Origin of the sequence: Asaia sp. BMEF1 (genome assembly GCF_051628905.1) — a bacterium.
Classification (GTDB): Bacteria; Pseudomonadota; Alphaproteobacteria; order Acetobacterales; family Acetobacteraceae; genus Asaia.
Map to the genome: position 1 here is coordinate 994,948 of NZ_CP157575.1, position 15,257 is coordinate 1,010,204.

A 15,257-nucleotide genomic window follows, 5' to 3' on the forward strand; every position below is an offset into this window, starting at 1 on the left:
GCCCAGCCTGATATCAGATATGGCCGATGATAGAGGCCACACTGTCATCGATAATCCTTCCCAACCCCGCTTTGAAGCGTGCAGGGTCGCAGTCGCGCTCTACAGCCCTAAGGGCGCCTGAACGGATCATTCTCCATTTTTCCTCATTTTCGTAAGTCTCCGCCATGGCGAGTGCGAACGCGATGGGATCTTCCGAAGAGGCGCTGACGAGCTCATACCCATCTGCCCAGCCCATCTGCTTTGCAAGAAGGCGGGTTGCGATGACAGGCAGACCATACGAAGCTGCCTCGTGCACCTTGTAGGGAATCCCGCCTGCGTAGCGTGTCGGGGCGATAAACAAGCGGTGGGTTGCGTAAAGCGCCGTCAGGTCATCGACCGGACCAAGCCAGTTAACACGTTTTGAGGCACGCAGGGTCGACACGTCTACCGAAGGATGCACGAAACCGGCAACGGTCAGCTTTACCTCTTCAGGCAAATACTCATCCAGCTCGGGCAAAACATCATGAATGAGCCAGAAGAGACTATCGAAATTGGGAGCATCCTCATCATGCAGCGCGCCAACGAAGAGAAAATCACGTCGCTCGGTGAAAGATTCCCGCCCCGGTCGCAGAGATATGGAATGCCCTAGTATAGCGACATTCTCGTAACCCGTGTCCCTGACAAGCGCAGCGTCATGTTCGGAAACCACAACGATCTGCTGACAATACTGAGCCGATTCCAGCTCGCTTGCGACCATCTCATCCAGAGGTGCCAGCTTTTCGGCCGGGGGATGGAACCGCGCCTTCTCGATGGTTCTCGGCGCAGCGATTACCTCTGTATCAAGGATCACGCTTTCGACCGGGAGATGACGGCTATGTTCGGCAAGAACCGGCAGAAGCCTGACGAGATTATGCGTCCGCCCAATCCAGATGAGATCGTAATACCCTGCGCGCTCCTCAATGAACTGATTGAGAGTCGAGAGATCGCTTCGGGTCATCAATTCGACATCGTCAGGAAAATCGGCAGCGAGATCGGCATAACTGGCCGCGCGTGGCAAAACCGGGAAAACGGTAACCTGTAGCCCAAGCTGGCTCATCGCCCATACAAGATCGTTCGAGCGCACATAGCCTGAACCGAGCGAACGCAAGGGAATGCGGTCCTCGATGAAAAGCACCTTGCGACGCGTGCTGCGGTGCGAGCGAGCCAAGACTGCATTCCGCAGATGTCCCGGCAACTGCTTGCGAAGATAGTCCTGATGCTGGCGCCCGAAAACACGATGATTGATGACCATCTGCGCTCGGGAACCCTCCGTTCCCGAACTACCGAATTCGAGATGCTCAACCATCACCGTCGGATCATAAACCACGCGTTGACCCAGGCGGATCATCCGCAAGCAGAGATCAGTATCCTCGAAATAGGCCGGCCGGTAGAGTGGATCGAAGCCACCGAGTGCACGCGCTGTTGCAGTTCGAACAAGCAGAAAAGCTGCAGAACAATAATCGACATCACGTGTGAAATTGGCCTCGGGAATATTAGGGTTGTCCTGACGACGATAGCCATAGGTCGACCCGTCGCGCCAGATAATCGATCCTGCCTCTTGCAACCACATATTGCTTCGGACAAGTTTCGCACCGACAGCCGCTATATCTTCTGCGCTGTGCAGTCGAGCGAGTGCGTTGCGCAGGGCGTTCGGATAAAGACGCAGATCGTTGTTCAGATAGAGAAGAGCCGGCGCCGTAACATATGCCAGTGCTTCGTTACACCCGTCGAGATAGCCTACGTTATAGCGGAACCGTAGCACCCTAGCACCGCGCACGACTTGTTCGATCCGGGTTGTCTCATCGCTTGATGCGGAATCGACAAGGATGAGCTGGATACTGCCCTGATAATTCGCACGCAACGAAGCCAGAGCCTGCAATGACAGAGCATATTTGTCATGGAGAACCATGATGACCGAAAGCTCTGGCACGCCATCAAACGCAAACTCCAGACCGCCCCGTCTGACGATTTTCTGCTGGAGCAACGCCTCAGCCTCGAAATAGCGACGTGTCTGATTTTCATCCGCAGCGAGCAGATCGACACCCTCGCCATAGCGTGCGCGCTGTGCAACCCAGCAGGCATATAAACTGTCATAAAGCCCCGCCTTGACCAGCGCCGCAATATCCGGCCGCTCACCGAAAGGCTTTAGCGCAGCATTCTCTAACGGGCTGCGTCCCTCCGCTGCACCATAACGTACGAAATGATCATACGCGTTCCTGAAAGAACCGTTCTCAATGCTTGGCAGCACATCACCATTGATGCGGATATAGTAACCCTCGTCAAAAAGAGCCTGAGGATTGAAATGCCGCGGAGTCTGGTTAGTCAGATAGTGATGTAGAACAGAGCTATAACGCCCCGCGGCGATCTCGCGCATCACATCGGGATAGGTCTCACGATACCAGATCGGATCGAAATACCATGAAAGACGGCTCTGATCGGCGATAGACGGCGACAGCTCGGTAACGACACGAAACGCCCCGCTACCTGCGATCATCTCGCGCTGCGGTTGATCCGTGAGGGCTGCCAGACAGGTAGGATCAAGAAACCAGTGCCCGGCCAAGCCCTCGACATCGCCTGTTTCAAGGAAGTGATCATAGCCGTTGAGGAAAACTCCACTGACGACCACCTCCGATATCAGTGAAGCGTGACGGCTGCGGTAATAGCTTTCCGAAAAAAGCCAGTGAGGCGCGTGAGTCGCGTAGCCCTTGGCACAATAATGGTCAAAACCCGACGCTAGCTCGCCCCGGCAGATCTCTGCGTAGAGCTCCGGATAGGCCTGTCGGTACCAAGTCTCATCGAAATACCTGTTCGGCGAAAACCCGAAGGACTTACCTATAGCCTCATAATGCTCTGCCGCATCGTAGTATCCGTTGGCAGCCATCTCCTCGGCTGCCAACGGATACTGCGCGAGATACCACGCCTCGTCGACGACCTGCCATTTAGGCTTGCGCTCGCTATGCATCAGGACGTCTCTTTGGGCGTCAAGCCATGACCGCAGGCGCGAGGCTCGCCTCGATCGTCGCATTCACCTGCGCCACGACGGCCTCGTCTACCTCAGCATGGGCGACCGACGCGATGATCCCTCCTGAAACAGTCACGAGAACATCGAGAGCCTTGATCCCGATCTGCTCACCGACAGTGTTGACGAGGCAGAGCCTGTAAACGCCTTTCATATCGGCCGCATAACCCGAAGCAATGGACAGCCAGCCCTCAAACCCGACACAAAGCGGCGCATCAGGGAAAATGGTCTTCACGTCATGGCGCAGGAAGCGGTTGAGAGCGAAGAAGAATGCCTCGCTTTTCTCTCCACCGATCAGCGCCACAGACATGGTACCCGCGCGTTCGAGCTGGCGCAGAAAGCCCCAGCCGCGGATGAACAGATTGCCGTCATCTGTCAGAAGTGGCGCCGGATCGCCGATCAGTCCGCTCAGCGAGTCAATATAATGCTGGAAGTCATTTTCAGCCTGATGATACTGCGCGTGACGATGCAGGCGACTCAACTTGATGCCACGCAGATGACCATCGGCATGCGAGATGCGATCGAAATCGCGCATGATGCGGTCATTCGACGGACGCTCGACCTGGATTTCGTTGACCTTGCCATCCTTTACCGTAATCTCGACAGAAGTGACCATGAAAGCCCCTACGCCGTTAACCACGTTGACCAGCCCGACGCGGAACGTGCCCTCGCACCATTTGCCGCGCAATGCTGCCTGACCCGCAAAACCCGACCGACGAGGGGCATTGGGATAGATCGATAGAACGTCGCCACGCGCCTCACGTATGCACGGCAGGAAGACGAGCGGCGTCTTGTCGTCACCTATCAGCACCGCGTAGATCGACCCGGCCGAACTGACGCCCGGCAGCACATGCCATCCGCGAATATGGAATTCGTACGATCCAGCAAAATCTTCCGGCTCATTTTCGGCGAAAACAAAGTGGCAGACATCGTCGATATAGTACTCGGCGCCCTGGATCGAGAACCAGTCGGCAACCGGCTCCGGCAGTTCGACAGAAAGATCCCGAATGGTCGGCGGATCGAAAATATGGCGCGGCGGGGCCTGATGACGCCACGAGGCATGGGGCAGAAGATGCACCTGCCCCGCATCGATCTGCATCTCGGCCGTACCGAGCTCACGAATGGGAGCGGCCTCACGATAGACGGCCCGCATGTCATTCGCGTAGGTCTCTGCCTGGGTCCAGAGTGCGGGCGAGATATTGCCCATGATCGAACGACGGATGCCTTCTGAAGAGCGAAGCAATTCAAGACGTTCGAGCACCATATTGGCGCGACCGATCGGCACCTTGAAACCGTTGACTCCGTCTTCCACACGATCGCCGAGAGCACCCACGTCCGTCACGATAGGGATCAACCCGTTCTGCCAGGCCTCGGAAAGCGAAATGCAATAGGTCTCGGGCCAGATCGAGAGATTAAGCGCGACATCGGCAACCTGAAGGGCCGCGATATCGCCGGCATCGTAGCGACCGTAGACTTTCACATTGGGGCGTGGCTTGCCGTTGATAACCGCGTCATATTCGGGATGGATATAGCCGAAAATATGAAATTCAATGTGATCGGGATGGGCAATTTCGATCAGGTTGAGGATCGTGTCGGCACCCTTGGTCCGCAGGAAATTACCGACAATCGCGACCTTGAGCGGACGCTCCCCCAGAGGCTCATAGGCCTTCGGGACGATGGGGATCGTGTTTTCGGGCGAGGGAATGCCAAGGATCAGGCTGCGCTTCTGATCCAGAATTGGATAGATCTCATGGGTAAGGTTGCGTGAATGCTTGGTCCCGAACAGGATCATATCGACCGAATGCAGCATCTTTGCGATGAAAGCGCGCCGTGTCTGCTCGCCGCCATACTCGATGTTCTCAGCAACCTTGAGAATGATATCGCTCGCCACGACCGACTTCACTTCATCTTCGATGTAGCGCAGATCCTGATTGAGCAGATTGTAGCGCGACGAGATGAGCCAGAAATCATGGGCCGAGAACACCACGCCAGCCCCACAGGCCTTTGCAATGATCGGTAGCGACAGGGCATGATGGCCAAGATGCTGGAAGTGAACGATATCGAAATTGTATTGGCTGATTGCGTTCGAAAAGGCCATTTCTTCCGGCCCGTCGCACATCGCATCCATCCAGCCCACTTCAGGCACGTCATAACGCTCGACTTCCTGCCCGTTTGCCGTGGTCAGACGGCAATGCGTACCGCGACGCAGCCAGTAGAAGAATTCGATTTCACGACCGAGCATTGAGCAAAGCGTCTGCTGATAGACCTCAACACCGCCCCAGGCCGCTTCATGAATGGTGGAGTGCGTGCACATCAGGACGCGCAGGCGGCGGCGACGGGGTAGCAACTCGGTTCCAGGCACGACCCGACCGAAATTGGCGCCGGTGATCTCGGCCATCTTCCGCAGACGATGCTCGTAAAGATGCCCTTCCAGAACAGATTTCTGGCCGGAGAGTGCCATATTACGGCGCAAGGCGCGATCATTGAGCAGTGCTGCGACGGAACTCACCACACCGTCGATGTCGCGTGCGAGAAATGTACCCTCGATCTCGGCGAAATATTTGGTGTCCATACTCTCGGGCGCCTCGACCACCTGGGCCGCACCGGCGAGAGCCAGTTCGTAAAAGCGCGGTCCCGGCGCCGTTGCCTGGCTTACATCGCCGTGGCTGGCATAATCGCGGAACATGGTAAGCGTGACAGCGCTCGCATTGGCAAAATCGATAAAAGCCTCATGGCTGACAGGGCGCTGAATCGCCAACTCGGCCAGATCGGCCGGCAAAGGCGGCAGATATTCATTGCCGGGGCAGATCAGCTTCAGACGGGCCTGCGGGAAGGCTGCGATGATTCGACGCAACGTCTCAACGCGGTTCGGCCACATCGTGCCAGCGAAGAAGATATCGTAATCGAGCGCCTCGCCCTCTTTCACGTCGCGCTGGTGAATGGTCCGGCTGGCGCCGAGGGGCAGATAATGCCCCTTGCCACGATAATGATCCGCGCAGGAAGGGTCGTTCGTGAAGACGAAATCGAAAAGATTGGAATTCTCGACATTGAAATCCCGCATGAACGGATCTTCGAACGTCCAAAGGATCATCGTCTTGAAGGCAGGGCGGATACGACGCATCAACTGCATGTTGATCCGCTGCCCGTCGATGCAGATCAGTGTGTCATGCTCGCCCGAAGCAGCAGCCTGGGCCAGCGTCATGTTATCGGCCAGTAGAACCTGATCTGTGCCGAAAAGAGCACGCGCCGCGCGCTCGACCGCCAAGGTCAGATAGGAGTTGGGATTATGGGTGTAGTTCGTATTGTAAATAACAGCCATGAAGCCCCCGCCACCGCATTCTTGCAACAAGTAGGGGCAATTCCCTCTTGCCGATCAGATCGTATCTAACCCAAAGACTGGAGGTGCAAAAGTCTTCAGAGGCAAATTTCGGATTAAGTTGCCTGTCAATTCAACAACAAAAAATAAAAGGGCTGCCGAAGCAGCCCTTTCATAGTGTTTCAACAAGATGACTGTTGATTACACTTCGGTATTACGACGACGGATCGCCGCACCGAGAATGTCACCCAGCGATGCACCGCTGTCGGACGAACCGTATTCATTGATCGCTGCCTTGTCTTCCTCGACCTCACGGCCGCGGATGGTCAGAGCCAGCTTGCGCGAAGCGCGATCGACAGAAACGACCTTCGCATCGACCTTCTCGCCAACGGCGAAACGCTCGGGGCGCTGCTCGGCCTTGTCACGAGCCAGTTCGGCGCGACGGATGAAGCCGGTCAGAACGTCGTCAACCTTGACTTCGATGCCGTTGGTCTGGACCGACGTCACGAGGCAGGTCACGATGTCGCCCTTATGGACGCGCGACAGGGTGTCGGCTGCCGGATCTTCCTGCAGCTGCTTGATGCCGAGCGAGATGCGCTCCTTTTCGGCGTCAACGTCGAGCACCTTGGCCTGAACGACCTGACCCTTCTCGAACTTAGCCATGGCTGCTTCGCCGGCTTCGTCCCAGGAGAGATCGGACATGTGCACCATGCCGTCGATATCGGCAGAAAGACCCACGAACAGACCGAATTCGGTGATGTTGCGGATTTCGCCTTCGATGGTCGAACCGACCTTGTGCTCTTCGGCGAACTGCTCCCACGGGTTGCGCTGAACCTGCTTGAGGCCGAGCGAGATACGACGCTTGGCGCTGTCCACGTCGAGAACCATGACGTCGACTTCCTGCGAGGTCGCGACCAGCTTGCCCGGATGGACGTTCTTCTTCGTCCAGGACATCTCGGAAACGTGCACCAGACCTTCGACGCCCGGCTCGAGCTCAACGAACGCACCGTAATCGGTGATGTTCGTGACGCGACCCGAATAGCGAGCACCCGGCGGATACTTGATCGCCACGTTCTCCCACGGATCAGCTTCAAGCTGCTTCATGCCCAGCGAGATACGCTGCGTGTCGGAGTTGAAGCGGATGACCTGAACGCGAACCGGCATGCCGATCTGCAGGGCTTCGGACGGGTGGTTGATGCGCTTCCAGGCAATGTCGGTGACATGCAGGAGACCATCGACGCCGCCGAGATCAACGAACGCACCGTAATCGGTGATGTTCTTGACCACGCCATCGAGAATCATGCCTTCCTTCAGGCCCTGGATCAGCTCGGAACGCTGCTCTGCACGGGTCTCTTCAAGAACGGCACGACGCGAGACAACGATGTTGCCACGGGCGCGATCCATCTTGAGAATCTGGAAAGGCTGGGGCTGACCCATGAGCGGAGCGACATCGCGCACGGGGCGGATATCGACCTGGCTGCCCGGAAGGAACGCCATGGCGCCGCCGAGATCAACCGTGAAGCCGCCCTTGACGCGACCATAGATCGTGCCGTTGACGCGCTGGTTGTTCGCGAATGCGCGCTCGAGCGAGGTCCATGCCTCTTCACGACGGGCCTTCTCGCGCGACAGCACGATGGAGCCGTCACGATCTTCGTAGCGCTCGACATAAAGCTCGATCACGTCGCCCGGACGCACGTCAGGCGCAGCGCCCGGCGGTCCGAATTCCTTGAGCGAGACGCGGCCTTCGCTCTTGAGGCCGACATCAACGATCGCGAATTCATCCGTCAGGCGGATAACGCGACCGGTAACGACGGAGCCGTCAAAGCCCGTGTCCTGGCCGAGGGTCTCGTCAAGAAGAGCTGCGAAGTCTTCGACGGTGTTGGTGGCTGAAGCCATGTGTTTTCGTAATCCTGGGCCGATCGTGACGATCGGGCCAATGTCTGCGCCCGGCACTCTGGTCGGACGGCGTGCTCATGAACGTCGGTCCACCCATGAGCCTTCAAAAGAAAAAAGCGCTCGTTCTCTGGGACGGGAACAAGCAAGCGCAGGGGACAATACGCTGAATGACGTCAGACACCCGTGACCGGGTGCTTGTCAATAAAAACATCCGGTCACGTGCGGTTTAGGGCGATTCCACGCTGGATATGCACGCAGCAATGCGCTCGGAACGGCACGGACCCGCGAGGCTTTCCGGCAGGCAGTGAGTTAACGGCCCGCCGGATCTGGCGCTCAGGAGGGAAAGCGCGCTCGCACGACAGAGAGTGCGTGAGCCAGAACGGCCTGGGCATCGAGATGGTCGGTCTCGACCAGCACCGCATCATCGGCCTTGCGCAAGGGCGAAACAGGACGCTCGGCATCCTTGCGATCGCGCGCCTCGATCTCTGCGGCCAGTTCTTCCAGTTCTGTCTGAACCGGATCGGCCACGCCATGCATCTGCTGGTAGCGACGCAAGGCCCTCACGGCGGCGCTTGCCGTAACGAAGAACTTGAGATCGGCATCGGGAAAAACCACGGTGCCAATATCGCGTCCGTCGATCACTGCCCCACTTGCCGTGGCAAATTCGCGCTGACGCTTCAGCAGCGCCGCACGAACGGGAGTCTGTGTTGCGACAGCACTTGCCCCGCGATCGATCTCAGGCACACGCAGATCGTTACGCAGAAGGTCTTCAGCCTGCAGCGCATGGGCGGTCTTCTCGCCGTCATCCGACGCGGGGTCCAATCCGGCAAGGATCATCTGACGCGCCACGGCACGATAGAGAAGCCCCGTGTCCAGATGAGGCAGATCGAGCGCGGCAGCGAGCGCCTTGGCGAGCGTGCCTTTTCCCGCAGCGGCAGGCCCGTCGACAGCAATAATGAGGCGCATCAGAGAACTGCCCCGAGGGCTGTCATGAGCGACACGAAGCCGGGGAAGCTCGTATTGATAAAGCCGGTATCGTCGACCATCACCGGTTTTTCGGCAGCGAGCCCGAAAACGATCGCGCTCATGGCAAGTCGATGATCCATCTGTGTTTCGACAAGACCGCCACCGAGGCCTTCAGCGCTCCCACGCCCGTCGATGATCATGTCATCGCCCTCGACACGCACGTCCGCGCCATTCGCCTTGAGCAACGCCACTGTGGCAGACAGCCTGTCGCTTTCCTTGACGCGCAGCTCTTCCAGCCCTCTCAGGCGCGACGTGCCGCTGGCGAAGGCGCATGCGACCGCCAGCACGGGATATTCGTCGATCATGGACGGCGCACGATTGGCGGGCACATCAACACCGCGCAGGGCTGCGCCACGCACCACAAGATCGCCCACGGGCTCGCCGCCCTCGATGCGTTCATTCTCGATATCGAGCGCGGCTCCCATTTCACGCAGCGTCGTGAACAGCCCTGTCCGCAGAGGGTTGAGACCGACGCCCGGCAGACGGATCTCTGATCCTGGCACAAGGCTTGCCGCGACAATGGGGAATGCTGCTGAGGAAGGATCGGCGGGCACGACCACGTCGCGCGCAACAAGGCGCGCCCGGCCTTCCAGCGTGATGATCCGACCGCCTGTCGGGGTCAGTCCGACATCGACGCCAACACCGAAGTGACGCAGCATGTTTTCGGTATGGTCGCGCGTTGCTACCGGCTCTTCAACACGGGTCTTGCCCTCGGCATTCAGACCGGCGAGCAGAATGGCCGATTTCACCTGAGCGGAAGCGACCGGCAGACAATAGGAGAGCGGCGTTGCCTCACCCGTGCCGATAATCGCCATGGGCAGCTTCTCGCCAAGACGCGTTGCGAAACAGGCACCATTACCGGCAAGCGGCTGGGTGACACGGCGCATGGGGCGCCCGCGCAGGCTAGCATCGCCGGTCATGAAGCTCGTGATGGCGTGGCTTGACAGGATGCCCGACAGCAGACGCGCTGCCGTGCCGGAATTACCCATATCGAGCACGTCGGACGGCTCCTTGAGCGCGCCGACCCCCTTGCCCTCTATCACCCAGCGATCGGCTTCGCGCGTGATGGAGGCGCCAAGAGCGCGCATCGCATCTGCGGTACGCAGCACGTCCTCCCCTTCGAGCAGTCCCGTCACGATGGTACGCCCCTCTGCGAGAGAGGCCAGCATCAGCGCACGATGGCTGATGGATTTGTCCCCAGGAACGCGAATCGTTCCGCGAAGCGGACCCGGATTGCGCGCGACAGAGAGGGGAATGACGGGAGAAGAAGGATGATGTTCCATGATAGCGTTCATTCCGATGCAGCGCCGCGGCTGTCAATCGCCGCGATCTGTTTTCAGGGTGGTTTTAGCATCAAAAATCGAGGTTGGATTTGACATGGGGAACGCAAGCTGGCATGGCCCCGTGCTTCGCGGCGCAAGCCGTTCTCCTTTTTCAACCGGTTCAGGATCGACAGGTAGTCATCATGGCAAAACCAGAACTCGGTCTGAAACGCGTGTGCGTCTCTTGCAGCGCGCGTTTCTACGACCTGAATCGCGCTCCCGCGATTTGCCCGAAATGTGGCGCAGAACAGCCCAGCGATATGCCGCAGCCCAAGCGCGGCAACGATATCCCTGCTGATCAGACGAAAGACGCTCCGAAGAGCGACGAAGAAGATATCGACGTCGATCTGGACTCGGATGATGACGATGATGACGACGTCATGGAAGACGCGTCGGATCTCGACGATGATGACGACGATCTCGGCTCCGAAATCGAAGTCACCACCGACAACGACGACAACGAGAATTGATGTTATCGAGAAAAGCCGGTCTGACCGGCTTTTTTCTTTTATGCATGGCACCGTCCCCCTCCCTGGCGGAAACCGCACTGCATCTGAGCCACGCTCTCAACGCTCGGGCAAGCGCCACCGAGGTGCTGCAGCAATACTGCCAGCGCCTTTACCCCGGCGTGAAGATCGCAGCGGTGAGCCTCCCCACAGGACGCCTCCCCCGCCCCCTGCCGCATCGTGAGTTTTTTACCCTGACGAAGGGTGAGACTATCCGCACGCGCCATGTCAGTCTGCGCTGCGGCAATCTCGCGCTTTCGGATGCGTGGAACTGGTATGTACCGGAGCGCCTGACACCTGAAATGAATAGAGCGCTCGAAACGACGACAAGCCCCTTCGGCCATGTCGTCGCACCGCTCCATTTCACGCGCCAGCCGCTGAAGAGTGAGATGACGAACCTCCCACCCGGTATCCTGCTACGCAACAGAGCGCTGCTTCGGCGAGGCAGCGACAACCTGCCGTTTTCAATCGTTGAAGAAAATTATCTCGTTTCGGGTTTTTCGACGTTCGGGACAGCCAAACCGTAACGCCTCTCCCCCCTACTCGGCGGCGCGCAATACACGCCACTCGTCGACTAGAGCGCACCATTTTTCACGCACATCCGCCGCGATGCGGTCGTCCTGCCGCATGATACGCGCGCTCTGCTCAACAAAAGCAAGAGACTGGGACTGAAAGCGCCGCTCGATTTCCGCCTGGGCCTCTGCAACGCCCGGCAGGCCGAGAAGCCGCCTGATACCACGATGGATATCTTCAGACAGGACGCGCACCGGCTGATCTCCTGCCGCCTCGAAACGGGTCGTGAAGAGATCGAAGATTCCGGGGTTGTTATAGCGGAAATGCTTCTGCTTCAGCACACCTGAGCCATCATTCTCACCCCGCGCAAACTTCCAGACATATTCTTCCAGAGAACGCACATGGTAATGACATATCGACGCATTGACCGTCGGCCGCGCCGCGAAATTGGTATCGTGATCGGCCAGATCACCATTTTTCTGTCTTTCACCGTCGATCGTCATATACGTGACGACGTCTCGCTCACGCGATAACGGGTGATGCGCCGAAGCACCTGAAAACAGATTGGTACGAAATGCCGTCTTGATGAGCGGATGCGTTTCTGTCGCGACAAAACGCTCGGCCGACAAGCCAGGCGCCCAGGTGAGATGGCCGTTGGAATTGAAGACCCGCCACGACATCGCCACAGCCTCGGCGCCCTCGCGCTCCCTCGCCTCGAGCAGGGGAGGCAGACAATAATCGACTTCCGCTACAGGAAGAACGACTTCGTCCAGATCCACCACAAGGCACCAGCGGTAATCGAGTATCTCGGGCAGAATCATCAGGGCGTGATGATAGGCCTTGTCCTGCATGTTGATACGCTCAGGTGACGCACCGCTATTATCGATCCAGATAATTTCGCCCGCGTCGGCAAGACAGCGTAGCAGCACATCCGACCCGTCAGTCAGATCATTGGTGTAGATGAAGAACTGCTCCACACCGATGCGGCGATGATGGGCAATCCATTCAAGCAGATAGACACCCTCGTCGCGTGCCGTTGCCAAGAGGGCGAGCGCCTTTCGCGGCGCAATATTGCGGCGCGCTGCGCTCAGAAGGCGGGCTCCGTGTGAATAGGGGCTGTCCCGGCGCGTATTTTCCTGGAAGCCCAAAAAATCGTAACAGGCACCTGCCGACTGGAAAGGAGAATAGCTGCCTGACTGCCATTCCCGCAGCCGTCTGAAACCGTCAGCGATCCACCCGCTGGCAGGAAGAGATGCAAGTAGCGCGCTACATCTTTGTGCGACGCTGCCTTCTGGCGCCGAGGTAAATAAACCGGCGAAACTCTTCAAAACATCAGGACCGAGAAAATCGCCCAGCATGTCGAGCAGGCGCGGCTGAAAGGAGACAGGGAAGGACGCGAGCGCCTTCAGGACGAGAAGCGGCTCATCGCGCCCGGCAAGAAGCGCAGCAAACTGGAGGGCAAAATCCTGCAGACAAGAGCCCGGCATGACCCCGACCGGCACCTGCACAAAACGCTCCCAACCCGAAATGACCTGGCAGTCAGCGTAGATACAGCCCGTATCGATCTCAGCGCGCAGGAAAAAGGCCCCGCGATAGCGCTTCAGCGCCACCTTGCCGTCAGGAAGCGACACCACGCTCAGCGGCATAAAACCGGGCGACCAGCCACCGCGCCCCGTCTCTGACGGCGCTTCCGGCCACGCGCCGTCAGAGGCGACAAGCAGCGTAAAACCGGGCGCTGAGGACCATCTGAGCGCCAAGGTCTCGCGCGGAAAATCTGCAGATCGATGGGCGAGAACCTGCGTATCCGGGTCGAGATCGAGCAGGGTCTGATGATCGGTTACGATTTTCGCGACGCGGCACGTCACACGCGCGCCATTGTCCATGCGCAACTGAAAAGAGGCCATCTCGCCCGGTCCACCTTTTTTTAAATCAAGCGCGCCATTGTAGATGCTGACCGCCGTCCAGCGCAATCATCTGCCCGGTTACTGAAGGCATGCGCAGTAATGACGTCATCGCCGTGACTATTTCTTGCGGATCGGCGCCTGTTTGTAACGGCGCATTCTGTCGCATCCGGGAAAAATGCTCATCGCTCTGACCGATAGCCGGCAGAACAGGCCCTGGCCCGATCGCATTGACACGAATGCGCGGCGCGAGCGCGAGCGCCATCGTCTGAGTGAGGGTCCAGAGCCCTGCCTTGGAGAGCGTATAGCTCACGAAATGGGGCGTCAGATTCCAGACGCGCTGATCGAGAAGGTTGAGCACCATGCCTTGTGCCGTCTCGGGCAGGGCACGGGCGAAATCCTGCATCAGCACGAAAGGCGCGCGCAAATTCGTCTCCATGTGACGATCCCAAGAGTCGCGGGTCGCGTCATGCCATTCGTCGCGCTCGAAAACCGAGGCATTATTGATCAGCACACCGAGCGGCCCAAGGGCTTTGGTGGCGTCGTTCACAAGGCGTGACACCTCTTCTTCACGCGAGAGATCGGCCTCCAGCACGCAACCGGTGACCTCGAGTGTCGCGAGAAGGGCCCGCGCCTCATCCGCGTGGCTACGGCAGTGCAAGGCTATGGCAAAGCCCTCCTGCGCAAGAGCCTCGACCAGCGCCCTGCCTATACGTCTGACGCCCCCTGTCACGAGAGCCGCGCGCGGCATCGAAGGCGCTATAATGCTGCGTGTCGGGGCATGTTTCATTGCGCGGGGCGCCGTGCCGAAAGCGCTGCGGCCAGCGTACCATCATCGAGCACGTCGAGCGCACCACCTATCGGCACGCCATGGCCGACACGCGTCACCGCCACTTCATGCTCGGCGAGTTTTTCCTGCAGCCAATGCGCCGTGCTGGCCCCTTCGACCGTCGCTCCGAGAGCGAGAATGACTTCACGCACCGCACCGGAGGCTACACGAGAGAGAAGAGACGCGGTGTTGAGTTCTTCGGGCCCGGTACCCGAAAGCGCAGAGAGCACGCCGCCCAATACCTGATAGGTGCCGGGATGCAGGCGCGAACGCTCCAGCGCCCAGAGGTCGCCTACCGTCTCGACAACGCAGATCAAGCCATGGTCGCGCGTCGGGTCGGCACAGATGCTGCACGGGTCGCTACTATCGAGCGTGCCGCAAATATGGCAACTCCGCACCGAATGGGCAGCTGCTTCCATGGCCTGGGCGAGAGGCAGCAGCCTCGTCTGGGGCGCGCGCAGAAGCACAAGCGCCGCCCGCCGCGCCGAGCGCGGGCCAAGTCCAGGCAGGCGCGATAATAGCTGGATCAGCCTTTCGACATCGCCACCACCCATCATGGCCCTGCCCTCCTGCGAGACGAAATCAGAACGGGAATTTCAGACCGGCAGGCAGGTCGATCCCCCCCGTCACCTTGCGCATTTCTTCCGCATTGGCGGCCTCGACCTTGGCGCGCGCATCGGCGAAAGCGGCGATAATCAGGTCCTGAAGCATCTCGACCTCGTTGGGGTCGGCCAGCTTCGGATCGATTCTGAGCGCACGCATGTCGCCCTTGCCGCTGAGGGTAACACTGACCAGACCGGCGCCGGAGACGCCTTCGACCGTCAGCGCATTCAGCGTGGTCTGCACTTCTTCCATGCGCGACTGCATCTGTGAGGCCTGCTTCATCAGCCCTGCGAGATTTTTCATGGTGC

General features: G+C 58.9%; 11 protein-coding genes. 2 read left to right on the forward strand and 9 right to left on the reverse strand.

From position 1 onward, the window contains the following. Window positions 1–13: 13 nt before the first annotated feature. The 5 genes from ABHV46_RS04380 to aroA all read right to left on the reverse strand — a co-directional run bounded on the left by ABHV46_RS04380 (window position 14) and on the right by aroA (window position 10,558). The gene (locus ABHV46_RS04380; protein WP_438383008.1) at window positions 14–2,980 is read right to left on the reverse strand and encodes a glycosyltransferase; all 2,967 of its coding nucleotides are present in this window, start codon (window positions 2,978–2,980) and stop codon (window positions 14–16) included. Between the two features lie 19 nt (window positions 2,981–2,999). Further along, the gene (locus tag ABHV46_RS04385) at window positions 3,000–6,356 is read right to left on the reverse strand and encodes a glycosyltransferase family protein (protein WP_438383011.1); all 3,357 of its coding nucleotides are present in this window, start codon (window positions 6,354–6,356) and stop codon (window positions 3,000–3,002) included. 198 nt (window positions 6,357–6,554) lie between these two features. Then, complete coding sequence (gene rpsA, locus ABHV46_RS04390) at window positions 6,555–8,249, reverse strand: 30S ribosomal protein S1 (RefSeq protein WP_025884507.1); 1,695 nt, start codon at window positions 8,247–8,249, stop codon at window positions 6,555–6,557. Window positions 8,250–8,582: 333 nt separating this feature from the next. Then, the gene (cmk, locus tag ABHV46_RS04395; protein WP_438383014.1) at window positions 8,583–9,215 is read right to left on the reverse strand and encodes a (d)CMP kinase; all 633 of its coding nucleotides are present in this window, start codon (window positions 9,213–9,215) and stop codon (window positions 8,583–8,585) included. Next, window positions 9,215–10,558 (reverse strand): 3-phosphoshikimate 1-carboxyvinyltransferase, encoded by a 1,344-nt coding sequence (gene aroA / locus ABHV46_RS04400; RefSeq protein WP_438383016.1) that lies wholly within the window; start codon window positions 10,556–10,558, stop codon window positions 9,215–9,217. The genes cmk and aroA overlap by 1 nt, the downstream gene beginning before the upstream one ends. 182 nt (window positions 10,559–10,740) lie before the next feature. Here aroA and ABHV46_RS04405 point away from each other — a divergent pair, with 182 nt between their 5' ends. Further along, window positions 10,741–11,067 carry an FYDLN acid domain-containing protein gene (locus ABHV46_RS04405; protein ID WP_336944862.1) on the forward strand — a complete coding sequence of 109 codons (327 nt, stop codon included), beginning with the start codon at window positions 10,741–10,743 and terminating at the stop codon, window positions 11,065–11,067. Then, window positions 11,067–11,630 (forward strand): hypothetical protein, encoded by a 564-nt coding sequence (locus tag ABHV46_RS04410; protein WP_438383018.1) that lies wholly within the window; start codon window positions 11,067–11,069, stop codon window positions 11,628–11,630. The genes ABHV46_RS04405 and ABHV46_RS04410 overlap by 1 nt, the downstream gene beginning before the upstream one ends. A gap of 12 nt (window positions 11,631–11,642) precedes the next feature. Here ABHV46_RS04410 and ABHV46_RS04415 read toward each other — a convergent pair whose 3' ends face one another. Genes ABHV46_RS04415 through ABHV46_RS04430 form a run of 4 tightly spaced genes read right to left on the reverse strand, consistent with a single transcriptional unit; the run spans window position 11,643 to window position 15,252 of the window. Continuing rightward, on the reverse strand, window positions 11,643–13,520 hold the full coding sequence (locus tag ABHV46_RS04415; RefSeq protein WP_438383019.1) for a glycosyltransferase family 2 protein: 1,878 nt from the start codon (window positions 13,518–13,520) through the stop codon (window positions 11,643–11,645). A gap of 25 nt (window positions 13,521–13,545) precedes the next feature. Beyond that, window positions 13,546–14,307: an SDR family oxidoreductase gene (locus tag ABHV46_RS04420; protein ID WP_336944859.1), complete on the reverse strand. Its 762-nt coding sequence runs from the start codon at window positions 14,305–14,307 to the stop codon at window positions 13,546–13,548. After that, entirely contained in the window at window positions 14,304–14,903 is a 600-nt protein-coding gene (gene recR / locus ABHV46_RS04425; protein ID WP_336944858.1) for a recombination mediator RecR, read from the reverse strand. Before recR ends, ABHV46_RS04420 begins: the two co-directional genes overlap by 4 nt. A gap of 25 nt (window positions 14,904–14,928) precedes the next feature. Further along, a complete protein-coding gene (locus ABHV46_RS04430; protein ID WP_438383022.1) occupies window positions 14,929–15,252 on the reverse strand; it encodes a YbaB/EbfC family nucleoid-associated protein in 324 nt (107 codons plus the stop codon). Window positions 15,253–15,257 lie beyond the last annotated feature (5 nt).